The following is a 22592-nucleotide window of genomic DNA, read 5'->3' on the forward strand; positions in this document are numbered from 1 at the left end:
CGTCCCCTGCTGCCAGCGTCCGGAGTGCCCAGAAACCCGAATCGGGCCTGCGCCACCACGTCCCAGACAACAACGACAACAAGAGACAACAACTGCAACAAGAAACAACAAATCCAACAACAGCGCTAACGTAAACGACATGAGACCCGCCGCCAACGGCATCTGATGCGCTCGGCCAACCCCTTCGCTCCGACGTTCGGCGCTCTGCCGCCGGTGCTGGCCGGCCGCGCCGACGTCATTGGCGACATTGCCGCGGCGTGGGAGACCGGGCCCACGCATCCCGGCTACACGGCGCTGCTGCTCGGGCGACGCGGCACGGGCAAGACGGTGGTGCTCGAGGAACTGCGAGCGCTGGCGCAGCGCCAAGGCTGGCTGACGGTCTCGGCCGCGGCGGTCACACCCGGTCTGCTCGACCGGCTCGGCCATGCCGCCGCTGAACACCTCAACCGCGCCGCGGAAGCGCTCGACGCCGATCTGCGCGGCGACCTAGCCGCTGCGGGCATCGGCATCGGCACCGCCTACGACCCCGGCGCCGACCTCGCCCGACGCCTCGCCACCGTATTGAGCGTGCTCGCAGAACATCTCGACCGGCAAGGCGCAGGCATGGCGGTCACTGTGGACGAACTGCACGCCGGCCAAACCGACGAGCTGCGCACGCTCGGCATCGCATTGCAGGACGTGACCCGGCTCGCACAGCTGCCCATGGCGTTCGTCGGCGCCGGGCTGCCGGTGCTCGAAGACACCCTGCTGTCAGACGAGAGCGTCACGTTCCTGCAGCGGTGCGGTCGCTACGAGGTCGGCTTCTTGGACCACGCCGCCGCTCGGACGGCACTCGCCGAGCCCATCCGTCAGCGAGGCGGCCGCATGTCGCCCGAGGCGATCGATCACGCCGTGGAGGCTGCTGGCGGCTACCCGTTCATGGTGCAGTTGGTCGGCTTCCACACTTGGGAGGCTGCCGCCGAGCCCGACACCGCCGTCGCCTTGGCCGATGTCGTCGAGGGCGCTCGTGCAGCTCAACAGCACATCGGCCAGTTGGTCATCGCACCGCTGTGGCGAGATCAGCCCGCCGCTGCGCGACGATTTCTTATCGCCATGACCCACGACGACGGCGAATCGCAGCTCACCGACATTGCACGCCGCATGGACGTGACCAGCGGATACGTCAGCGTCTACCGCGCCCGCCTCATCAAGTCCGGCCTGGTGGCCGACGTCGGCAAACGAACCGTGGCGTTCGCGCTGCCGAGCACAAGAAGCTGGATCAGAGCCCTCGACGAGTTCTCCTACATCAGCGAGAGCCTGCACCTCACCGAGGAGCGCAGCGTTGGCTTCACCCTGCCCCACGACTGACACCGTTCGCAGATGACGACCCACCACGCTGACCGACGCTGGCCGCGCCCAAACACCTGACAGGATGGTGCACGTCATGAAGCGCACGCGTGCACAGCGGGCAGCAGCGCTGGAAGGCTGGGCGGACCGGGTCGCACCAGGCGATCTGGTCGAGGCCGACAGCGTTCGGCGCGCACGCGAAGGTGAAGCGATTGCCGAGTCGTACCGGCAAGTTCCGCAGGGGCCAGACGAGGACGCCGCAGCGTTGGCCAATTCGATCGCCATGACCGAGGCCGAGCCGTAGCAGTTCGGCTCGAACCGCAGCTGCTTGCAACGCCGAACCAGAAGGCCCGGCCTGCGCTTGTGATCACGCGAGACCAGGCGATCCCGGTGCTGGAGTTGTCGCGATCGAGAACCGGTACCGCTACCTGTCGAGGCGTCTGTAAGCATCACGAGGGTGCGCAACCCGGAGTATGACGACTTCACGTCGCACGTCGTCGATGCGATAAACGATCCGGTACGTGCCGCGGCGCGCTGTCCATCGGCCATCGAGCTCACCACCCAATGGTGTTCCGACTCGGCGCGGCGCTTCCGCCAAGTCGCCTGCAATCAGCTCGAGGACGGCTGAAACGACCGACTCCGGAAGCTGTTCAGCGATCGCAGCAGCAGCGGAATGCGCGAAAACGATGTCGTACGGCGTTGCATTCACTGCGCCCGAAGCGCCCTGACAGCCTCCACGCCGCGCACGACGTCACCTTCGGCGATTTCGCGTTCCGCCTGAGCGATTTCTCGCATCGCGTCCGGTTCGCTCAGAATTGCCAAGGTCTCTTCGAGCGACTCGAGATCTTGCGGGCTGATGAGCACCGCTGCGGGCGTGCCGTTGCGCGTGACTACGACACGTTCGTGGTGCCTGCACACACGATCGACGAAGTCGGAGAAGCCATCTCGTACCGTTCGCAGCGACTCAGTCGTCATGACCACAATTGTGCCACGTTGCGGTACCCGGCTCCAATCAGTCTTGTGACAGCCCCTTCGTACGTTGCGGGCCATGACACAACTCACCACACGCATCCTTCCCGACTACAACTCCGCTGAGCGGCCGGCTTGGCTGGTGCACGGCGCCCACGAGGCGTGGCGCGCGGCGCTGCCGACGAACGAGTCCATCGCATGGTCCGAATTCGCCGTACGCGCGTGCGACGAGATGGCCACCGCCGCCGATGGACTTCCCGGCTTCCCCGGACCCGGCAGCGACCCGCCTGACGACGGGCTGCAGGTTGCCATGGCCGCGGCACTGCTGGGCGACATCGCGACCCGATCCGTGTCGCCATACGACTCAAGCGAACTGTGCCGCCGGGCGTACCCGCGTTGTTGGGACTCGGCGTTGGACGAGTTCGCGCACAGCCCGCATGCGACGGCCGAACTTGACCCTGCCCTCTTTGACCACAGCGTTGCGCTGCGGTCGTTCAGCAACCCGGATGTGCGGTGGCCAGCAGGCATGCACGAGGCCCACCAGGCAGTCATGGAACTGGCAAACGAGGTGAGCGCTTCCCGCTCGCTCGGGCTGTGCCTCGCCCATGTCGTTCCCGGACCGGTGGCGTGGCCGCCGCCCGACGCCGGCCCGGCGCTCGAAGAAGCCCGGCACGATCTCGACGACGCACTCGCGGGGACGCAAGTCAGCCAGCGAGAGCACACCTCGATGCTGCTCAGCTGCCTGTCAGCCCGCGACAATCCCGACGTTCCAGACCCGTCACCCGCCGAGATCGACCAAGTGCAGGCGTCAATGCGCGACTGGAACGCATCGGTTGTGCCAGCCGCTGTGCGTCTGGCCACCGCTACCTTCGCCCACGCCTACGAGTGGGCCAGCACCGACACCGAGCGCTGGGATCCACCGGTCGTCGCTTACGCCCACGCCGAGGCCTACGTGTCGATCTACCACCTGCGCCAAGTCACGGACTCGTACGACCTCACCAACGGCGCCGTGTGCAGCTACGCCTGGTGGTGGTGCCAGGACCGCCGCCTCGACCTCGCCAGTCTGCGGAAGTTGGCGAGCACCTGGTAACGCCAGCCTCGGACTGCAACGCGCGCTGCGGGATCAGCCGCTACGGGCTAGGGACACGTACGTTTGGCATTGCATCAGAAATCGATGTGATTAGTTGATATATATCGATAATGTGTCTCGAATGGCCATTCCGGCGGCACAGTTCCCGGCACTGAAGGCCCGCCAGGTGCTGCGTCTTCTCGCCAAGCTGGGCTACCGGATCGAACGGCAAGCCGGTTCGCATCGCAAGCTCGTTGCGCCCAACCGGCCGCCGATCGGGTTTGCGTTCCACGATCGCGACGATGTGCCACCGCGCGCGCTGCGGCACATCCTCAGCGAGCGCGTCGGCCTGACTGAGGCCGAGATACGGGACCTACTATGGAAGTAGGCGCAGAGCCACTGGAGAGGCAGATGCACACCGTGCGCGTGTACCAGAACACCGAGGACGGCACCAACTGGTGGGCGGAGGATGACCTCGGCTTCGCCGGCGGCGCTGACCAGCTGCCGGACCTCATGGATGCCATCCGTGAATGGGCCGAGGCCGAGGGCGTGCTCGACGACCTGTCCGTCAACTTCGTTGAGTCAACGACGGGGGTGGCACCGTAGGTCTCTCCGATGCGGTCAGCGGCCCTGTGCTGAGCCGGATCATCGGGTTGGGGACATGACGGCGGTCCAGAAGGTCAGCATGTCTTGGGTGAAGAGGGGGGCTAGTTCGGGGGTGCCGCCGATGTGGGCGCCGCGGACGCCGTAGCCGGCGTTGATCGAGTAGAGGAAGCCGTCGAGATCGACCATCGACGGGTCTGGCTCGTCGGAGGTCGGCGGGATGAAGGCTCCGTTGTCGGCGATGTAGACGGTGGGCGCTCCCGGCGTTACGGCTGCATCTGCGATGTGCTCCAGCGGGGTAAAGCGGTCGAAGCTGTGGTGAGCGTCGGGCACGATCCGCACCGTGGCGTCGCCGCCTGCCACCCGCATGGCCCCGATATGGGCTTGGACCTGCATCGGCGAGCACCAGTCGTCCTGATCGCCGATGATCGCCCGAACTCGGGTGCTGCCCACCGACGGGTCGACGAATTGGTGGCCCGACCAGGGATAGGCGGCATACGCACCGGCGAGCTCCGGGGCGCCGGAGGCTGCTGCGAGGTGAACCGAGGCCGCGCTCAGCACCGCCGAGCCGCCCCGGCTGTGGCCCTGCCCGCCGATGCGTGCCGCATCGATGTCGGGACGGGATGCCAGCACCTCAGCGGTTGCAAGGACATCCCAGGCGCTGGCGGCGAAGGAGTACTGGACCTGGTTCGCGACGGTCGAGGTGACGCTGCGGGGACCGAATGGGTCGATGCCGCACGCGGCGATCCCGGCGTCGACGATGGCCGATGCGTGGGCGAGATGGTGCGGCTGCAGCCCGAGGCTGCCCGGCACCACGATGACCACCGGGAACGGTCCGGGCCCGTCGGGCAGGAAGAGCTTGGCCCAGATGTCCTGGCGAGGCATCGCCGCAGTGTCGGAGATGGCCTGATGAAAGTTGATCGGGTTTGCCGACGGGACGGTCAGCGCTTCCCCCGACAGGCCATTGGCCAAGCGGTAGTCGTCGGCATAGACAGCGTCCTCGTCGGCTGGCTCGGCTGCTCGCGTTGGCACGTACACAGCCTGCCGCGTTTCGACGCGTCCGGCATCCGCACAGCGCCGATCACTGCGTCGACGCAGGCGCGCTGCCAGACTCGCCGCATGTCTGACCGGATCGAGCCGTCGCAGGGCGAACCCGATGCGCACCTGACCAGCGCGGGACCCGTTCGGCGCCTGACCGCCCACCTGCTCGATGGGTTCTTCGGGCTGCTGGTGGTCATGTTCTGGTGGCTCATCTTCGTGTACCTGCCGTGCTGGCTCTTCTTGCTGGCATGGGGTCAGACACCGGGCAAGTTCCTCACCGGCTTGGTGGCCGTGCGATCCGACGGCACCCCATTCGGCTGGGGCCGCATGTTCGTCCGGGACGTTTTCCAACGCCTCTTCTGGGGCGTCTCGCTGGGCTTCGGCACGATCCTGGACGCGGGCGTCCTGATGCTCAGTGGTGACCGCCGGTCCGTCACCGACCGGGTCGTCGGCAGCACGATCGTCCGCGTCTCGACTCTGCAGTCCTGACTGCGCCGGTCTACCTTGCGGGCATGTCGAACTTTGAGGTGGCCGTTGTCGGGCGAGGGCTGATCGGCAGTGCGGCGGCTCGCCATCTCGCGGAGGCCGGGCATTCGGTGGCGTTGATCGGGCCTGGTGAACCGGAGGACTACGCCGCGTCGAGCGGTCCGTTCGCGAGCCACTACGACGAAGGCCGCATTACCCGGATGATCGATCCGGATCCGGCCTGGTCGCACCTGGCGATCCGCTCGATCGGCAGGTACGCCGACATCGAGGAACGCTCGGGCATCGAGTTTCATTCGGGCACCGGGCTCGTCTATTCGGGGGCCGATCCGCATGCGGACCTCGCCCATGCGCTCGAGCTCGACGTCGATGCGCGCGAAGTCACCGCTGCTGAGGTCGCAGAGCGCTTCGGGATCGACATGTCGAGCGCGGACGCAATCATCCTCGAAGCCGCACCGGCAGGGCATATCAACCCGAGACGGATGGTCGCGGCGCAGAGCATGCTGACGGCTACAGCGGGCGGAGCCGTCATCGACGCGCCCGTCTCGGCGGCCGTGCCGACGGCCGACGGCGTGCAGCTGACCGTCGGCAACGACACGATGCTCGCCAGGGGCGTGCTGCTGTGCACCGGCGCGTGGGCGGCCGAGCTGGTCGGCGTCGATCTGCCGCTCGAGCGCAGTCTGCGGACAATCTTGATGGCCGAACTCGACGATGGCCCCGCGCTGCCGAGCCTCATCTCCCGGACGGACCCGGCCACCTGCGAGGAGGATCCTCGCCACGACGTCTACTGGGTGCCGCCGGTTCGGTTCCCCGACGGTCGGGTGATGCTGAAGATCGGCGGCTACGACCCTGCTGCCACCATGGCCGACGATGTGCCCTCTGTGGTCGACTGGTTCCGCGGCGGCGGGAGCGTGGCCGAGGCAGACGACCTCGAGGAACGGCTGCGGGAGTTCCTCCCCGACCGCACGATCCGGTCGCGCGACTTCAAGCCCTGCGTGGTCACGAACACGCCGCACGACCTGCCGTGGATCGACTGGGTCGACGACCGCGTCGCCGTCGCGGTGGGCGGATGCGGTTCCGCCGCCAAGTCGGCCGATGAGATCGGTCGGCTCGCAGGCACGCTCTTCACCGAAGCGGGCTGGACCGACCCGGTGCTGAAACTCGAATCGTTCCGTCCCTGACAAAGCCGGAGGCGTAACTCAGGAGCGAGGTTCCAAGAGCTCGATGCGATTGCCGAAGGGATCGTCCACATAGACGCGGTCGTAACCCTCGAGCGGTTCGTCGTCCCGGACGGTGACGCCAGCGGCACGGAGCCTCTCAACAAGCGCCAGAAGGTCCTGCACCTGCAGGGCAGGATGGGCCTTACGGGCAGGACTGAACTGGTTCTCGACGCCGAGGTGAACCTTGACGCAGTCGCTCTCGAACCAGCAGCCTCCCCGGGCCTCCAGATGAGGTGGCTTGGGCACTCGCGGCAACCCGAGCAGGCCCTCACAGAACGCTTGAGCGACGGCTTCCTCGCCGGCAGGCATGGCGAGCTGCACGTGATCAATCGCGACAATCCTCACGACACCGAACCGCCACGCCGTCCGACTCCGCTGGCCGTGCCGCTGCGAACGCTGGGCGACACCGGGGATGTGCCGGAGGCGTGGTGCCGATGAGCCATGCTGCAAGCCTGCCAACTGCGGCGGGAGATCGTGGCGGAGGAGTGGTTGTGAGCAGTGTGGTGGTGACGGGGGCGAGCTCGGGGATCGGCGAGGCGATCGCTCGGCGGTTCCTGGCCGACGGGTGGGATGTGCTGACCGGCAGCCGGCGGGAGCCCGATCTTGCAGGTGCCGCGTGGCTGCAAACCGATGTGGCCGATCCGGCCCAGGCCGATGCGCTGGTGGCCGCCGCCGTTGAGCGGTTCGGGCGGCTGGATGTGGTGGTGAACAACGCCGGCGTGCAGGTGGAGAAGACCGTGGCCGACACCACCGACGAGGAATTCGACCTCGTCATGGACGTCAACGTGCGGGGCGTGTTCAACATCTGCCGTGCGGCCGTGCGTCAGATGTCGAGCCAGCACGACGGCCAGCGAGCCGAGCAGCCCGACAGCCAGCGAGCCGGCCGGCACGACGGCGGCGTCATCATCAACGTCGCGTCGATCGCCGCGACCCACGCTGACGTCGGCATGGCCGTCTACAACGCATCCAAGGGCGCCGTCGAGGCGCTTACCCGGGCCATCGCCATCGATCACGGCCATCAGGGCATCCGCTGCGTCGCGGTCAGCCCTGGCTGGATCGCGACCGCGCTCGCCGATGCCGTGTTCGACCTTGAAGCGGACCCCGCCGCGGCCCGGCGAGCGGCCATCAAGCGCCATCCCGTCGGCCGCCTTGGCACCCCCGATGACGTCGCCGAAGTGGTCGCCTGGTTGGCGGGCCCGGCGGCCAGTTTCGTCTCAGGCAGCGTGTTTACTGTGGACGGTGGCCTCACAGCACAGAGCCCCATCGGCTGAGCTGTCAACCGACGGACCGCCTCAGCATGGCGCTAGCAGCAGCATGAGCAAGCCGGCTAAGTGGTCTGACCCAGCGAAGAAGCTGTTCCCGCACCAGGTCGGCTTTACGGCACCGCCGATGGACTTCGACGCCGCTCCCACCGACTTCCTGCGCATGTGCCCGCCGTCGGTGGGCGTGCACGGCCGCCTGCTGCACGCCCCCGGCTACGCGCACCGGCTCAGCGACCGGGCGGGGCTGTTCCACCTGCTCGAAGAGACCGTGCACTGCCTGTCGGGCAGCGGCGCCGACGTGGTGGGGCAGGTCGGCACGAACTGGGTGCATGCCGCCGGCACCAACGCTGCCGACATTCGCCGCTTCACGGCAGAGATGTCCGAGAAGTACGAAACGCCGTTCCACATGGCCGGCCTGACGCTGGTGGAAGCCTGCGAGGCGCAGGGCTACGAGCGGATCGCGCTCAACGCCGTGTACTTCTGGCCCGACTGGCGCGACGGCGTGGTGCGGTTCCTGCGCAGTGCTGACATCGACGTCGTGTGGGCTGGGAACTTCGTCGACCAGGGCTGGTACGCCACCCAGGACGAGGTGAACGGCTGCACCTGGATCTTCCCCGGCGACCTGGCACTGCGATCCTGCGAGCACGCCCTGAACCAGGCACCCGACGTGGACGCAGTGCTGGTGAATGGCATGTCCAACTACCGCGGCGCCGACGGGCTGCCGCGCCGCTTCGTGAGCCTGGCCGCCGACATCGAAGCGCAGCTCGGCGTGCCGATCATCTCCTCAGACATCAGCCTGCACTGGCGGATCTTCCGCACGCTGGGCGTCGCGCCGCTGGGCCGGCAGGGCTCACTGCTGGCCTCGCTGCAGAGCGCAGCAGCGAGCGGCGAGACCGAATCGTGACGTGAAGGAACCGTCGCTGGCATCGGTGCGTTGGAACCCGAACCCGCATCGGTGATGGTGGATCCAACGCCCGACGGGGCGCCTCGGGTCAGCCGCCGACAGCGACTGCCGGCTGCTGGCGGCGGGGTCGGCGCATCGCCCGGCGTACACCGGCGTAGGTGAAGAACGTCACCAGCACCAGCGCCACGCCGAACAGCGCATTCGCGTAGTTCACGCCGCGGTACTGGAACGTCTCGTACAGCGCACCCGAGCTGAGCCCTGCCATCGCGCCGGCGCCGAGCATGGCGAAGTCGCCCACGCCCTGCACCGACACCCGCTGATGGATCGGGTACAGCTCCACCAGCAGGCTCGACGCCGCCACTACACCGAAGCACCAGCCCAGCCCGATCAGGAAGTTGCCCATGAACACGCCGAGGACGCCCGCGGGCGGCGTCACCGCCGCCCACCACGCGCCCCAGGTACATAGCCCGCCCGCGACATACAGCATCGGGTACTTGCCGACCGAGTCGGTGAGCCGGCCGATGAGCGGCGACAGCAGGTACATGCCCAGGATGTGGAATCCCATCATGTGGCCGATGACGTTCTGAGACTGGTCGCCCGCGTTCATATGCAGCGGAGTGAGCGCCATCACCCCCACCATCGTCACCTGCGAGACGATCATGGCGAACACGGCGAGGCGCGCCTGGCTCTGCTGCATGATCAGCGAGACCGCCTCGCGCACTGTGGGCTTTGCCTGGGCTTTCTGCGTGCCGTTGGCGACGCCCTCGGCCGCCAGCTCGTTGGCCATGTGCAGCGGGTCGGGGCGCAGGAAGATCTCCACGATCGCCGCTGCCAGCAGGAACATCACGCCGGCGAACACGTAGGAACCGGTCTTGTCGGGCAGGCCCAGCGAGACGCCCACTTCGCTCGCATAGCCCGACACCACCGAGCCGGTGTACGACCCGAACGTGGTGGCCCACACGATCATGCTGATCGTGCTGGCGCGCCGGTTCTCCTGCGCCAGGTCGGACGCGGCGTAGCGGGTCGCCAGGTTGGCGGCGTTGCCGGCGCCGGCGCCGAACACGCCCAGGCACAGCAGCGGGTAGCTGAGCAGGATCGCCCCCAGCACGGCCAGCGTGGCGCCCCCCGCGCCCACCAGGTAGCCGAAGCGCAGGCCCGAACGGCGGCCGTACTTGTTCATGAGCTTCGACATGGGCGCCGCGACCGAGGCCGAGCCGATGGACAGGCTGCTCGCGGCGATCGTGGCCAGCGTGGAGCTGCCGGTGATGTCCTCGGCCAGCAGGGCGCTCACGATGTAGGTGGCCACCAGGCCGAAGCCGCCGGCGGCCTGGCTGGCAATGAGCACCACGACCGTGCGCCGCTGGACGCGCTCCTGGTCGGCGCGCGTGTACGCGGAGGCGCGCTGTACCGCGAACACTGTCCCCTCCCGCACCGCAACAGCTTGGCGCACCGGGCCGCTGCATGCACGACTGCGCGGAGCGCCGGACTGGCGGGCTCTGCAGACTGGCCGGCTCGGCGGGACCAGCGGGGCCACCGGCACCCGCTACGGGTGTTGCGTACAGTCCCGCAGATGCACGTCGGCATCACCCCCATCAACTCGGCCGCCTATCTCGACCCCGGGTACCTGCGGTCGTTCGCCCAGCAGCTCGAGGAGCTCGGGTACGAGTCGGTCTGGACGTTCGAGCACGTGATCGTGCCGCACGACTACGAGAGCCGGTACCCGTACAACCCCAGCGGCAAGCTGGGCCTCCCAACGGACGCAGGCTTCACCGACCCGTTCATCGCGCTGACCTTCGTCGCCGGGGCCACCGAGCGGTTGCGGCTCGGTACCGGCGTCAACATCGTCACCCAGGCCAACGCCCTGTACTTCGCCAAGCAGGCGTCATCGCTCGACCACCTGTCGGGCGGGCGGCTGGAGCTCGGCATCGGGGTGGGCTGGCTGGAGGAGGAATTCGACGCGCTCGGCGTGCCGTTCGGCCGCCGGGGCGCCCGGGCCGACGAGTACATCGACGCCATGACCGCCGCGTGGACCGGCGAGGACGTGGACTTCCAGGGCGAGTTCCTGGACTGGACTGGGTTCTCCATGCTGCCGACACCGGCGCAGCGGCCCCGCATGCCGCTGCTCATCGGCGGCACCACGCCGCCTGCCATCCGCCGCTTGGTGGCGCGGGGAGACGGCTGGTACGTGATCCACAAGGACCTCGACGACTTCAAGCGCCTGATCGGCGAGATGCACGCCGAGTGCGACCGGCAGGGGCGCGACCCGGCCGAGCTGGCGCTGACCGCGTACTGGAACTATCACCGCGAGGGGCTCGAAGGGCTCGAGGTGTACCGCGACCACGGTGTGCAGCGACTGCTGATCAACACGGCGGCACTGCGCATGGGCCGGCCCGAGGACGCCGTCGCGCAGTTTGCAGATGAGGCTCTGCCGGCCTGCAGGGAGTCGTAGAGAGTCACGTGAGCCCGCTGTGGCATCTGGGCTTGCGGATTTGATTCTTCGAAGCCTCAGTTACTCGCCGATGGAGATACTGATGCTGCCGGAAGGGTGCAGCGAGCAGTAGGCGCTGATGGCAGCCACCTCGTTGAACGAGTGCTCGGATTGCTCGCCCGGACCGATCTCGAACGGGCCGATGGTGTGTGCCACCGAGTCACGGTTCACGATGATCAGCACGTCGCGCAGCGTGAGGTCCAGCTCGTCGGGAACGACCTCCACATCCTCGCCGGCTGCGATGGCGGCGGCCGTTCCGGGCGGTATGTCGATGGTGTAAGTGTCGCCAGGGGGCTGGTCGACGAAGCGCGCCACCACCACGGGGACTGCCGCGATCAGCAGCCCGCCCAGCAGGTACAGCAGCAACGTGCGCTGGTTCGGCCAGCCCCAGTCACGCCGCTGCACCGAGCGCACATCTGGCGCCCCGGTCTGCTCATCGTTGTCGCCTGAAGCGGCACCCGGGAACGCAGAGGCGTCTCGCTCGCCGTCCGCCCCAGTCGGCGACGAGGCATTGCGCCGCTCGGTCACGCGTCCATCCTCGCAGGTGCGTCGCGCCGAGCGGTCCCCGTCAGTCGTCGGACCAGGTGCGGGCGTCGGGATCGTCCCGGTCGAAGTAGCTGCGCACGGCGGCGCGCGAGCTCTCGCTCTTGCCCATGTAGCCGACGGCGACGTGGTCGAGGTGGTTGATCGCCCGGCCGAGCGGCATCGCCTGCGCGTTGATGGATGCCTTGGACGACGTGACCGGCACCGGCGGCTGGTTCACGACAGCTTCAGCCAGTCGCTCGGCGGCCGGCACCAACTCATCGTCGCCAGACACGGTCTCGGTGAAGAAACCCCACGAATCGAGCTCTTCCATCCCGTAGGTGCGACCGAGAATCAGCATCTCCTTGGCCCGGTGCGGCCCCACCAGGTTGACCAGCGCCGGCACCGAATGCCACGTGAGGTTGAAGCCGATGCTGACCTCGTTGAGCGTCAGGCTCATCGACGAGCTGCCGATGCGGAAGTCGCACGCAGCGGGCAGCACCCCTCCCCCGCCGATCATGTACCCGTGGCAGAGGCAGATCGTGATCGCGTTGAGGTGCATCAGCGTGTCGTACATGCGGGCGCCCGCCTTGGAGCCGAGCATGGCATCGAGACTGGTGCCGCGCCCCTGCTTCAGATCGGCCCCTGAGGACAGGCTGCGGCCCTCGCCGCGCACGATCACCACCCGCACGCTCGGGTCGGCGTCCAGCGCCAGGCAGGCGGCGTGAACGTCGGCGATGAGCTGGGAGTTGACGGCGTTGTGAACCTCGGGCCGGTTCAGCACCAAGTGGCGCACCGGCCCGTCGCCGTCCACCCGCACGGTCTCCCATTCCAACGACATCGCTGCTCCCCGTTCAGGCTGCTGTCTACGCGGCAGTCTGACACGCGCCTGATGCCAGGGTTCGAGCGTGATCCTTGCGGAACAAGGCGGACCGGTCGGCAGGGGCCACGAGACTGTCGCCCAGAATCAGCTCGCGTCAAGCAAAGGGCCCATCAGGTCGCCGAAATCGCCGACGATCTCGTCTTCCGGGGGCGCCTCGATCGTGATGTCCGCGTCATAGTCGAAATACTCGGTGACATTGGAGGTATTGGACACGACGAGATCGAGAAATTCGTCGAGATCGCTTCCGTCGCCTTCAATGTCAGCTTCGTCGAGATCATCGACAAGACCATCGACGGCGTCCTGCATCATCGAGCCTAAGTCCATGCTCATGCGCCGGGTCAGCCCGTCATCGTCGATCCACATGTCGACGGCGACCTCGTCGATATGCATGAAACCGAGGTACGGCGTCAAGGCGTTGCCGTCTTGGGGCTCGTCGACGTACGAATCCATCGCGGCGCCGTAGTCCAGCGTCAGGCGCACATGTGTCATCGAAACGCCGTCGATGACCTCGCCGCCGATCACCTCCGCGTCTGTTACGTGCTCGATCATCCACAGGTTGTCGTTGGGCGCCCGGCACAATCCGTCATCCGCTGTAATGCCAGGCAGCGGTGAGGCGCAAATGATGCCCGCGGCAGCAGCGAAATCTGAGTCGAGCGTAAGCCAGCCCTCGGGCAGCACATCGCCAGCGAGGTCTTGCATTTCCTCGGAGAGGATGTACCGCATATAGGTGACGTCGTCGACCAATCGCATCTCGAAGCCGAACCCAGGCATGTCGGCATAACTCGCCCACTCAAGGTTCATCACCATCGACATGTTCTGGTCGTGGTCGCTCTCGAACTGGGCAGATGCGCTGACGAAGCCGCCCATGTCCATGCGCATGTCGCCTCGGGCGGATCGGGTGGCGCTGTTCTCGAATGCCGTTCGAAGCAGCTCCATTGCATCCGTCGGAAGCGCTGCACGGTCGTCGTCAGCGCCGCCGGTGCACGCAGTAGCGACGAGAAACAGCGCCACTAGCGCCGCGACCCATCGTGACCTGCGGATGCGATGTGTCGGCGTGCCGGGTGTGGCAGCCGATACGACCCCGGCGACGGCCTCATCGACCTCCTGCCGGCAGTGCTCGGATGCGGCACCGCTCGGCGACGTGGCAGGGGAGGAACCAGTAGCCGTCATGACCTACTTCTATCAAGCTCATGGCGGTCTCAGCGCAGCAACAGGCCGCGCCGACAGCACCGCCGTCAGCGACAATGACAGCGCGTCAGTCGCTATCGACGACATCGCTGCTGTCGTGTCAACCGGCTCCGAATCCCGTTCCCATCATGTCGCCAAAATCGCCGACGATCTCGCCTGCGGGCGGTGCCTCGATGGTGATGTCGGCGCCGTAGTCGTAGAAGTCGATCACGTTGGTGATATCGAACATGGGATCGCCGATGAGTTCTTCCATGACGGCGCCCAAGTCGACGCTCAGGCGCCTGATCAGGCCATCGCCGTCGACCCAGACATCGAAGATGAACTCGTCGGGGCCGGAGTCCCCGCCGAATGGGATGACGCCTCCGGCGCTATCGCCACCTACGGACCTGGCGATGGTTGCTGCCGCTAGCGCCGCTGCATCGGCGGTGAACCGGACGTGAGAAACAGCCAGCCCGTCGAGGTCGTCCTGACCGACGATCTCGGCGCTGGTCACGTGCTGAATAAGAAAGGTGTTGTCATTCGGAAGCGGGCACGCACCGCCAACCGGCGCACCGCCGGGCACAGGCGAGGGACACACCACTCCCATTGCGGAGGCCGCCTCTGCGTCCAGCGTGAACCAGCCCTCGGGCATCGCGTCGCCAACGAGACCTTGCATCCCCTCGGGAACCACGAACTGCAGATACTGAACACCGGCAACGAACCGGATCTCGATGCCGAGACCCTCGCCGTCGGGTCCCATCATCTCCCCGAATTGCATCGTTATCGATTGGTCTTGGTTGCCGTCGGTTTCGAACTGCACGGCCACACTGGCCATCTCGGCCATGTCCAAGCGCATGTCGCCGCGCACCGACCGCTCGGCGCTGTTCTCGATTGCAGCGATCAGCAAGCCCATCGCATCGGTCGGCAATTCGCTGGCAGATGCGGTCGGTGGCGCCGCTGTTGTGGGCGCCGGGCTGGTCGGCGGGACTGCGGTAGTCGCCGGCGCAGATGTCGCTTGCGTAGCGGCATCTCCCCCATCTCCGTCGCTGGCGCCACTGCATGCAGCGGCAACGAGCGCCACGGCCGCGACAGCCGTCGCGAGCCTCGCCGTGCGAGCCTTCACGTTCATCATCTCCTCGCCGGAGCGGCGGCGCCATCTGCTGGACACCGCAGACACGAACCGGCCTTCGGCCAGTATCTCAGTAGGTCATGTCCGCACTTGGTCACATGTTCGGGCCCGTGCCGGAGCTGACAGCTACGCCGTGGAGAGCGGATCCTCAATGAAGTCCGCGAATCCCAAGTCTTCGAGCCATTCACCGAACTCGCCGACGATCTCGTCGGGCGACGGTGCCTCGATGGTGATGTCGGCACCGAAGTCGTAGATCTCCATAACAATGGCCACCGTCGGTGTCTCGTCGATCTCTTCCCCGAGCGCTTCGCTCAACGCCTCGAAGTTCAGCGTGAGCTCCATGCTCATGCGATGTGTCCGGAGATCATCGTCAACCCACAACTCGATGGGCACCTCACTGGGCATCATCGCCAGCGTCAGTGCCATCAAGCCGCCATCGACGGTTTCGCCGAGGGCCTCTTCCATCAGCGACTTGAAGTCGAGCACAGACTGAACCCTGATCGTCTCGACGCCGCGCACAGTTTCGCGGCCGACGATGGTGGCTTCGAGCACGAAGTCCGCCATCCCGGACAAATCGTTCGGCGGCACGCACTCGTCGCTGCCAGGCCCCGAAGCCGGCACCGGCGGGCCGCAGTTGAGGCCCAGCAACTCCATCGTTTCACGGCCCATCGTCAGCCAACCGTCGGGAAACTCGATGCCCAACTCGTCGAGCTGCTCCTCGGGAACGTCGTCGAGCAGCTCCTCGGGCATGCTGACCCGGGCGTACACGACATCATCAACCGTGAGAATCTCGACGGAGGCCTGCGCTTCAGGGTCGTCCAGTCCCACCCCAATACGGGTGATCGTGCGCGTGTTGCTGTGCTCGTCGATTTCGGAGTACTGCTCCTGCGCCACGCCGTCGGCGTCGCCCGCGTCGGTGGTGGTGCTGACTCGGCTGGATTCGGTGTGTTCAGCGTTCATGGCCGCTATCACCAGTTCCCGGGCGCTGAGCTCGGACGGATCTGGTTTGTCTACGTCGGCCAGACCGTCGGCCTGGTTGCCGGCGATCACTTCTTGGTCGGGCGAACCGCCGCACGCGCTGATGACGAGGACTGCTGCGGCGATGATGGCCGCCAGCAGTTTCGGGGTTGATCGTCGCCGCTTGGGTCGCAAGTTCATCAAGCTCCCTTGCACTGCGCTGTCATGCCTGAGCGCCCAATACTGCCAGACAGCGTGGGGTTTTCTGCTTACAGCGGGTGGGGGCCGGGGTCCATGCCGAGGCGGGTGCGGCCGTACGCCTCGCCGACTGTGTCGAGATCGGCGACCTGGTGCTGGGAGGCCATCGTGACGTCGCGGAAGGCCTGCTGCAGGCGGCTGCCGTCGAACACAGCCCGCCCGCCGGCAGCCGTGGTGACCCGGTCGAGCGCCCGGCGGCACAGCTCGATGGCGTAGCTGCCTTGGTACTTGGCGTGGGCCCGCAGCGCCTTGGAATCGTCGCCTTCGGCGGCCCGGCGCAGCAGCCCGATGGTGTCGTCGATGAGCATCTCGGCGGAGCGCACCTCGGTGTTGGCCTCAGCGAGGCGCATGTGCAGCCCCGGCCGGCGCGACTTGGCCGTGCCCATGTAGCGATCGTCCTGGACGCCGAAGCGGTCGGCGGCATCGTCGAGTCCGGCCCGTGCGAGCCCGAGCGCGGTCGCCGCGACATGCACCGCCAGCCCTGGCAGGACCGGCGTGTGGTACAGCGACGTGCGGTGGCGGGCTGACCACGGCGAGCGGGCGCCGAGCAGCTCGCCGGAGTCGAGCATGCGGTGAGTTGGCACGAAGGCCTGCTCGGCGGTGACATCGCACGAGCCGGTGCCGCGCAGGCCGATCGCGTACCAGTTGTCGTCGACGGTGATGTCGGAGCGCGGCATCACCACGTGGATCAAGCGCGGCCGCTCCCCCGGCTCGAGCACCTGCGAACCCAGCAGGAACCAATCGCCCCAGGCCGCTCCGCTCGTAAACGGCCAACGCCCGTCGACGAGCCAGCCGCCGTCGCACTCGGTGGCCGAGCCCACCGGCGCCAGCGAGCCCGGCACGATCGCGTCGAGGTCGGCCCCGTACACCTCGTCCTGGAGGTCTTCGCTCATGGAGCCGAGCATCCAGCTGTGCCCGACCAGCACCATCAGCACCCAGGCCGCGGCGCCATCGTAGAGGGCGGCCTCGCGCACGTTGGCCACCATGTCGGCGAACGTCAGCTCGTCGCCGCCGACCCGGCCGGGCACCAGCAGCCGCAGCGCTCCCGAGTCGCGCAGGGCCGACAAGGAGTGCTCGGACAGGTGGCGGTGCTGTTCGTTCCAGGCGGCGTGCTCAGCCAGCACCGAACCGGCGTGCTCGTCGATGCGCAGATCGGGGGGCGGACTACCCGAAGCGGCAGCACCTTCTGCCTCGGTGACGGTCATCTCGCTATTCCTAACGCACCGCTACGGCTGGCGCACTCCGCAGGCGTGTCCCGAAGGCTTCGCGACTCGGCTCAGCATCTAGCGGACCACGCCTGAGGCGCGCAGCTCGGCGATGGTGTCGGCCGTCCTGCCGAGCTCGCTCAGAATCTGGTCGGTGTCGGCGCCGCGCTCGACGGCGTGGCGCAGCTCGGGCATGCCGCCTGCGAACAGTGCCGCGGGGCGGTGCTGGCGGATCGGGCCGACGATCGGGTGGTCGACTTCCCGCACCACACCGGAGTGCTGCACCTGCGGGTCGGCGGCGATCTCGTCGGGACGCAGCGCCGGCGCCACCGGCACGTCGGCTGCGATGAGCCGCTCGACCACCTCGTCGCGGGCCACATCGGCCACCACTTCGCCGAGCGTGTCGATCATGTCGCCGAAGTGCGCTGCGCGTAGTCCGGCTTCGGCGAAGCGAGGATCGGTGAGCAAGTCGGGCCGCTCGAACGCATCGGCGACGCCCTTCCAGTGGGCATCGGTGAGCGGCATGATGGCCACGTAGCCGTCGCGGCACGCCAGCAGCCGGTAGTCGGCCAGCAGGTTCGGGCGGTGGTCGGCGTCGTCGGACAGCACCGTGTGGTCCATCATCGCGTCGGGCCACATGAAGCTGACCGCCGAATCGAGCAGCGACAACTCCACGTGCTCTCCCTGGCCGGTGCGTTCACGTGCGAACAGCGCCGCGCACACGGCCTGGGTCCACGTCAGTGAGGTGACCTTGTCGGGGATGAAGCTCTTCACGAACTGCGGCTCGTCGTCGCCGCCCTGCACCGCCGCAATGCCCGACCAGCCCTGGATGACGGCGTCGTAGGCAGGGCGCTTCGAATAGGGCCCGTCACGGCCGAACCCGCTGATCGACACGTAGATGACGTCGGGGTTGCGCTTGCGCACGTCGGCCTCGCCGATGCCGAGCCGCTCGGCCACGCCGGGGCGGTACGCCTGCACGAATACGTCGGCGGTGGCGAGCAGGTCGGCCATCAGCTCGCGGCCCTGGGGCGAGGCGATGTCCATGGCGAGCGAGCGCTTGCCGGCGTTGATGTTGGCGAACCAGCCCGACATGCCGTTGCGGCTCGACCCGAACATGCGCAGCGGATCGCCGACCACTAGGTCTTCCACCTTGATGACCTCGGCACCCTGCGACGCCAGCAGATGCGAACCGCCGGGCGCGGCAATGAACGTGGCGATCTCGACGACGCGGATGCCCGCCAACGGCCCCTGCGGCGCTCCCGACTCGACCGCTGTCACCGCTGACGCCTCGAACGGCACTGCCGGGCAGTCTTCACAACCGAGTGCTCCGGTGAGGTACACCGGCCAAGCGAGCCGTCTGCGGGCAGATGCACGTCCATTCAGCAGGGCTGGCCGCCGCGCATCTTGAGCGGCGACCACGCGAGGAACCGTGTGCTGCGAGCACCGAAGGCACCGAGGCCGCCGTGGGCGAGGAAGCCCACCGAGTTCAGACCCCCGAACGAGATCACCCCGATGCTGTTGAGCCCGCCGATCGAGATGATCCCGATGGAGTTCGCACCTCCGATGGACACGATGCCGATGGCATTCCACCCGCCGAACGCGACGATGCCGATGCCGTTGTTGGTACCCACGGCGATGGCCGCGCTCTCGCTTATCGGAACGTCGTCGAGCAGGCCCCATTGCGTCAAGCCGAACATCAGCGCTAGGCCGCCAGCCAGCAGCACCACCCACAGGAACGTCAGCCCCCGCATCTTGTCGAGCTCATGGCTGTCCATCTCATCAACCATCGCAAGCCCCCTCGTCAATGCGCCGCGCCGCCGCCGAACCTAACCCACGGCCTCGAGCACTGGCAGCAGACCTCCAACGCCGAGGACGACGACCCCGTAGCCGCCTGAGCTAGCAGAGGTGCGCGCCGATTGGGCTCGTCTGCTGGGCCGGGGTACGCGCGAGCGGGCGGTCGTACGATCGGCGGCATGGACGAGGACGCCGACGGACCAGCAGTGAGCTGGATCCAGCTGGTTGGTGCACTCGTGGTTTTGGGTGCCGTCGTCCTGCTTGCATCGAGGTGGCTGTTTGACAGCGGGGATGACGACGGTGCCGAGATCGATGGCGTCGACGCTCCTGCACGGGCCGCGACTGCTCCGGCTTCCGCCACGACCTCCATGGCGACTCCGGCCCCCATTACGACCTCGGATGCGGCCCCCGCCGACGGTGAGGCCCCGAGCGGTGAGCTGACCGGCACGGCGGCCGCTCCCGTCGAGTGGTTCGAATCGGTCTCGACAAGCGGCCTGCACGCCTGCGCGGTCCGCGGCGACTACTCGCTGATTTGCTGGGGGCGCAACACGTACGGCCAAGCCGAACCGCCCGCTGGTGAGTTTGGGCAAGTGTCGGTCAGCACTTCCGGTCACTCATGCGCTGTCCGCTACGACCTCACGCTCGCCTGCTGGGGGCGCAACGCCGACCGGGAGTCCGAACCTCCGTCTGGCGACTTCACGAGGGTATCCGCCGGCGATGGCTTCACGTGCGGTCTGCGGACCGACCACACGTTGAGGTGTTGGGGCAACAACAGGTTCGGGCAGGCTGAGCCGCCTACGGGCAAGTTCACCCAGGTATCAGCCGGCTCGTATCACGCCTGCGGTGTGCGCTCGGATGACACGCTGGCGTGTTGGGGCTTGAACGACGCGGAACAGGCTGAAGCGCCGACAGGCACGTTCTTGGATGTCTCCTCGGGCAACGTCCACAGCTGCGGAGTTCGCAGCACCGGGCAGCTCACCTGTTGGGGTTACAACGGCCCGGGACGCACGGTTGCGCCCAGCGGCAGCTTCTCCTCGGTATCGGCGAGATCTTTGACATCGTGTGCGCTGCGAGTCACGGGCAGCGTCAGCTGCTGGGGAGCGGACCAGGCTGGCGAGACTGACCCGCCGGAGGGGCCCTTCAGGTCGGTGTCAGCAGGCAGCTTGCAGACCTGCGGCGTCACGACCGAGGACGTGCTCACCTGCTGGGGACACGACCTCGGCGACGTGATCGACGCGCCCGGCGGCACCTTCGGCCGAATCTCCACAGGCAGCGGTCACTCATGCGGGATCCGCTCGGACGCGCGAGTCGAATGCTGGGGCGCGGACGTGTGGGATCGCGCGTCGCCGGCGCCAGGCCTCTACTGGGATGTGTCGGCCGGTGCCCTGTATTCGTGCGGAGCGCGCACCGACGGCGTCCTCAGGTGCTGGGGCTACAGCAACTACGGCGCCAGCAGGCCTCCCTCAGGCACCTTCGACCGGGTGACCGCCGGTCAGGAACACGCCTGCGGGCTGCTCTCGGACGAGACCGTGACCTGCTGGGGCGACGATCGCTACGGCCAGCTCGACGCGCCATCGGGCACATTCGTAGAGGTGTCCGCAGGGGGTCATTTCTCATGCGCTTCGGGGCATGACAGGACAGTCCGGTGCTGGGGCGACGACGGCTTCGGCCAGACCCGGGTGCCGGACAAGGAGTTCCTCGGAGTGGCAGCGGGCTGGGCCACCGCCTGCGCCATCGGGCTCGACGGTGAGCTGACGTGCTGGGGCTTCAACGAGACGGGCCAGGCAGAGCCACCCGCTGGCGGGTTCCTGGATGTGTCGCTGAGTCAGGACTACGGCTGCGGCGTGCGGGTCAACGGTTCGGTTCAGTGCTGGGGCGATGTGACCGAGGCCGACATGGAGGTGCCTGAGGGTCCGTTCGCGTCGGTCTCGGTCGGCTGGGAGCACGCATGCGGTCTGCGACGCGATGACACCGCAGCGTGCTGGCTGACCCGGGCCGTGCCGACGCCGCCCGAAGTGCACCGGGACTGAGCGTCGGCGTCGACGGTGAACCAAGCTGACGGGATGGACATCCTTGTCATTGGGGGGACGGGGCCGACTGGACCCCACATCGTGAACGGTCTGGTCGACCGTGGTCACACCGTGACGATCCTGCACACCGGGCGCCATGAGGTCGACACCATTCCCGACCATCTCGAGCACATCCACACCGATCCCTTCGATGAGGATGCGTTCCGCTCGTCGATCGAGGGCCGCAACTTCGATGTGGTCTTTGCGATGTACGGCCGGCTGCGGTCGATCGTCAAGGTGCTCGTCGGCCGCACGCCACGTCTCATCTCCATCGGCGGTGTGCCGGTGTACAGCGGGTACGCCGAACCTGCGGTCGAGTTTCCCGAAGGGATGGCGGTGCCGACGAGCGAGGACGCCCTGCTGGTCGGCGATGAGCGCTCGGGGCCCAAGCCGCTCAAGATGGCCGAGTCGGAGGAGCTGACGTTCTCGCTGCACCCCGATGCAACGCACTTCCGGTACCCGTACATCTACGGCCCCAACCAGGTGCTGCCGCGGGAGTGGACGCTGGTGAAGCGTGCGCTCGACGGCCGGCAGCGGGTCATCGTGCCCGACGGTGGGCTCACCGTCGCAACGTCGGCATTCGTCGAGAACGCCACCTCGGCGGTGCTGCTGGCGGTGGATCACATCGATGCGTCGGCGGGTGAGATCTACAACGTGGGCGACGATCGGCAGTTCACGTACGCGCAGATCGCGCAGATCGTCGGCGACGAGCTCGGCAACCCCTTCGAGCTCGTCTCGGTGCCGGGCGAGCTGGCCGCGACCGGCGGGCCGTTCCTGCTCAATCACTCGTCGGCGCATTCGATCCTCAGCACTGAGAAGATCCGCCAGCAGCTCGGCTATCGCGACAAGATGGATCCCGAGGAGGGGCTGCGGCGGACCGTGCGATGGCAGGCTGAGAACCTTCCCGGTGACGCCGGCGCGGCGACCCGGCTGCAGGATCCGTTCGACTACGCCGCCGAGGATGCGCTGATCGCCGCGACCGAGCGCTATGCGGAGGCGATCGGACGCATCGAGTGGGAGCAATTGCCGGGCTGGACCTTCGGCTACTACGGACCCCGCGAGAATCCCGGGGGGCGGCGCGGCAGCTTCCGGGCGTAAGGGGAATTGCGCTGGCGCAGTGCTGGCCTCGGCGCTTGCGGCATCGGCTCGTCGAATGACCGTCCGGGCGCGTGCGAACCGGCAGCGTCGGGCTGAGTGGCGCGAGACTGCCGGTTGCTTGTCGCGGAGGGCCGATGGCGAGATT

The 22592-nt window shown here is 67.5% G+C and carries 25 protein-coding genes; 12 read left to right on the forward strand and 13 right to left on the reverse strand.

The features are described 5' to 3' along the window. Positions 1-165 precede the first annotated feature (165 nt). On the forward strand, positions 166-1347 hold the full coding sequence (locus ACOGI8_RS14900) for an ATP-binding protein (RefSeq protein ID WP_419854581.1): 1182 nt from the start codon (positions 166-168) through the stop codon (positions 1345-1347). Positions 1348-1423: 76 nt separating this feature from the next. Continuing rightward, complete coding sequence (locus tag ACOGI8_RS14905) at positions 1424-1630, forward strand: hypothetical protein (RefSeq protein ID WP_419854582.1); 207 nt, start codon at positions 1424-1426, stop codon at positions 1628-1630. Positions 1631-1750: 120 nt separating this feature from the next. Here ACOGI8_RS14905 and ACOGI8_RS14910 read toward each other — a convergent pair whose 3' ends face one another. Beyond that, entirely contained in the window at positions 1751-2035 is a 285-nt protein-coding gene (locus tag ACOGI8_RS14910; RefSeq protein ID WP_419854583.1) for a type II toxin-antitoxin system RelE family toxin, read from the reverse strand. Beyond that, complete coding sequence (locus ACOGI8_RS14915) at positions 2032-2301, reverse strand: type II toxin-antitoxin system Phd/YefM family antitoxin (RefSeq protein ID WP_419854584.1); 270 nt, start codon at positions 2299-2301, stop codon at positions 2032-2034. The genes ACOGI8_RS14910 and ACOGI8_RS14915 overlap by 4 nt, the downstream gene beginning before the upstream one ends. A 73-nt stretch (positions 2302-2374) precedes the next feature. Here ACOGI8_RS14915 and ACOGI8_RS14920 point away from each other — a divergent pair, with 73 nt between their 5' ends. From ACOGI8_RS14920 to ACOGI8_RS14930, 3 genes are all read left to right on the forward strand, one after another. Beyond that, positions 2375-3385, forward strand: a complete 1011-nt coding sequence (locus ACOGI8_RS14920) for a hypothetical protein (protein ID WP_419854585.1) — start codon at positions 2375-2377, stop codon at positions 3383-3385. 121 nt (positions 3386-3506) lie between these two features. Continuing rightward, entirely contained in the window at positions 3507-3752 is a 246-nt protein-coding gene (locus ACOGI8_RS14925) for a type II toxin-antitoxin system HicA family toxin (RefSeq protein ID WP_419854586.1), read from the forward strand. After that, positions 3743-3970: a hypothetical protein gene (locus ACOGI8_RS14930; RefSeq protein WP_419854587.1), complete on the forward strand. Its 228-nt coding sequence runs from the start codon at positions 3743-3745 to the stop codon at positions 3968-3970. Before ACOGI8_RS14925 ends, ACOGI8_RS14930 begins: the two co-directional genes overlap by 10 nt. A 39-nt stretch (positions 3971-4009) precedes the next feature. On the opposite strand, the gene ACOGI8_RS14935 is transcribed toward ACOGI8_RS14930, so the two are convergent. Further along, on the reverse strand, positions 4010-4999 hold the full coding sequence (locus ACOGI8_RS14935; RefSeq protein WP_419854588.1) for a dienelactone hydrolase family protein: 990 nt from the start codon (positions 4997-4999) through the stop codon (positions 4010-4012). Positions 5000-5086: 87 nt separating this feature from the next. On the opposite strand from ACOGI8_RS14935, the gene ACOGI8_RS14940 reads away from it, so the two are divergent. Beyond that, the gene (locus ACOGI8_RS14940) at positions 5087-5497 is read left to right on the forward strand and encodes an RDD family protein (protein ID WP_419854589.1); all 411 of its coding nucleotides are present in this window, start codon (positions 5087-5089) and stop codon (positions 5495-5497) included. A gap of 23 nt (positions 5498-5520) precedes the next feature. Then, the gene (locus tag ACOGI8_RS14945; RefSeq protein ID WP_419854590.1) at positions 5521-6672 is read left to right on the forward strand and encodes an NAD(P)/FAD-dependent oxidoreductase; all 1152 of its coding nucleotides are present in this window, start codon (positions 5521-5523) and stop codon (positions 6670-6672) included. Between the two features lie 18 nt (positions 6673-6690). On the opposite strand, the gene ACOGI8_RS14950 is transcribed toward ACOGI8_RS14945, so the two are convergent. After that, positions 6691-7056 (reverse strand): VOC family protein, encoded by a 366-nt coding sequence (locus tag ACOGI8_RS14950; protein WP_419854591.1) that lies wholly within the window; start codon positions 7054-7056, stop codon positions 6691-6693. Between the two features lie 146 nt (positions 7057-7202). Between ACOGI8_RS14950 and ACOGI8_RS14955 the strand changes: the two genes are divergently transcribed. Both ACOGI8_RS14955 and ACOGI8_RS14960 read left to right on the forward strand, forming a co-directional pair. Further along, positions 7203-7982 carry an SDR family NAD(P)-dependent oxidoreductase gene (locus tag ACOGI8_RS14955; protein WP_419854592.1) on the forward strand — a complete coding sequence of 260 codons (780 nt, stop codon included), beginning with the start codon at positions 7203-7205 and terminating at the stop codon, positions 7980-7982. 43 nt (positions 7983-8025) lie between these two features. Beyond that, positions 8026-8877 carry a hypothetical protein gene (locus tag ACOGI8_RS14960; RefSeq protein ID WP_419854593.1) on the forward strand — a complete coding sequence of 284 codons (852 nt, stop codon included), beginning with the start codon at positions 8026-8028 and terminating at the stop codon, positions 8875-8877. A gap of 88 nt (positions 8878-8965) precedes the next feature. Here the strand turns inward: ACOGI8_RS14960 and ACOGI8_RS14965 are convergent, their stop codons facing one another. After that, the gene (locus tag ACOGI8_RS14965) at positions 8966-10309 is read right to left on the reverse strand and encodes an MFS transporter (RefSeq protein WP_419854594.1); all 1344 of its coding nucleotides are present in this window, start codon (positions 10307-10309) and stop codon (positions 8966-8968) included. Positions 10310-10447: 138 nt separating this feature from the next. Here ACOGI8_RS14965 and ACOGI8_RS14970 point away from each other — a divergent pair, with 138 nt between their 5' ends. Next, positions 10448-11326, forward strand: a complete 879-nt coding sequence (locus tag ACOGI8_RS14970) for an LLM class F420-dependent oxidoreductase (protein ID WP_419854595.1) — start codon at positions 10448-10450, stop codon at positions 11324-11326. A 60-nt stretch (positions 11327-11386) separates the two neighbouring features. On the opposite strand, the gene ACOGI8_RS14975 is transcribed toward ACOGI8_RS14970, so the two are convergent. From ACOGI8_RS14975 to ACOGI8_RS15010, 8 genes are all read right to left on the reverse strand, one after another. Beyond that, entirely contained in the window at positions 11387-11893 is a 507-nt protein-coding gene (locus ACOGI8_RS14975) for a cupredoxin domain-containing protein (protein WP_419854596.1), read from the reverse strand. A 40-nt stretch (positions 11894-11933) separates the two neighbouring features. Continuing rightward, positions 11934-12728, reverse strand: coding sequence for an enoyl-CoA hydratase/isomerase family protein (locus ACOGI8_RS14980; RefSeq protein WP_419854597.1), 795 nt, complete (start codon positions 12726-12728; stop codon positions 11934-11936). Positions 12729-12854: 126 nt separating this feature from the next. Continuing rightward, positions 12855-13940: a hypothetical protein gene (locus ACOGI8_RS14985; protein WP_419854598.1), complete on the reverse strand. Its 1086-nt coding sequence runs from the start codon at positions 13938-13940 to the stop codon at positions 12855-12857. Positions 13941-14058: 118 nt separating this feature from the next. Continuing rightward, complete coding sequence (locus ACOGI8_RS14990) at positions 14059-15114, reverse strand: hypothetical protein (RefSeq protein ID WP_419854599.1); 1056 nt, start codon at positions 15112-15114, stop codon at positions 14059-14061. Positions 15115-15192: 78 nt separating this feature from the next. After that, positions 15193-16224 carry a hypothetical protein gene (locus tag ACOGI8_RS14995; protein ID WP_419854600.1) on the reverse strand — a complete coding sequence of 344 codons (1032 nt, stop codon included), beginning with the start codon at positions 16222-16224 and terminating at the stop codon, positions 15193-15195. A 68-nt stretch (positions 16225-16292) separates the two neighbouring features. Further along, positions 16293-17486: an acyl-CoA dehydrogenase family protein gene (locus tag ACOGI8_RS15000; RefSeq protein ID WP_419854601.1), complete on the reverse strand. Its 1194-nt coding sequence runs from the start codon at positions 17484-17486 to the stop codon at positions 16293-16295. 78 nt (positions 17487-17564) lie between these two features. Beyond that, a complete protein-coding gene (locus ACOGI8_RS15005; protein WP_419854602.1) occupies positions 17565-18764 on the reverse strand; it encodes a CaiB/BaiF CoA transferase family protein in 1200 nt (399 codons plus the stop codon). Positions 18765-18865: 101 nt separating this feature from the next. Next, positions 18866-19273, reverse strand: coding sequence for a hypothetical protein (locus ACOGI8_RS15010; RefSeq protein WP_419854603.1), 408 nt, complete (start codon positions 19271-19273; stop codon positions 18866-18868). 186 nt (positions 19274-19459) lie between these two features. Here ACOGI8_RS15010 and ACOGI8_RS15015 point away from each other — a divergent pair, with 186 nt between their 5' ends. Continuing rightward, on the forward strand, positions 19460-21310 hold the full coding sequence (locus ACOGI8_RS15015; RefSeq protein WP_419854604.1) for a hypothetical protein: 1851 nt from the start codon (positions 19460-19462) through the stop codon (positions 21308-21310). 15 nt (positions 21311-21325) lie between these two features. Next, positions 21326-22447 carry an epimerase gene (locus ACOGI8_RS15020; protein ID WP_419854605.1) on the forward strand — a complete coding sequence of 374 codons (1122 nt, stop codon included), beginning with the start codon at positions 21326-21328 and terminating at the stop codon, positions 22445-22447. Positions 22448-22592: the final 145 nt, after the last annotated feature.

It is taken from the genome of Candidatus Poriferisodalis sp. (assembly GCF_965204195.1).
Taxonomy (GTDB): Bacteria; Actinomycetota; Acidimicrobiia; order Acidimicrobiales; family Poriferisodalaceae; genus Poriferisodalis.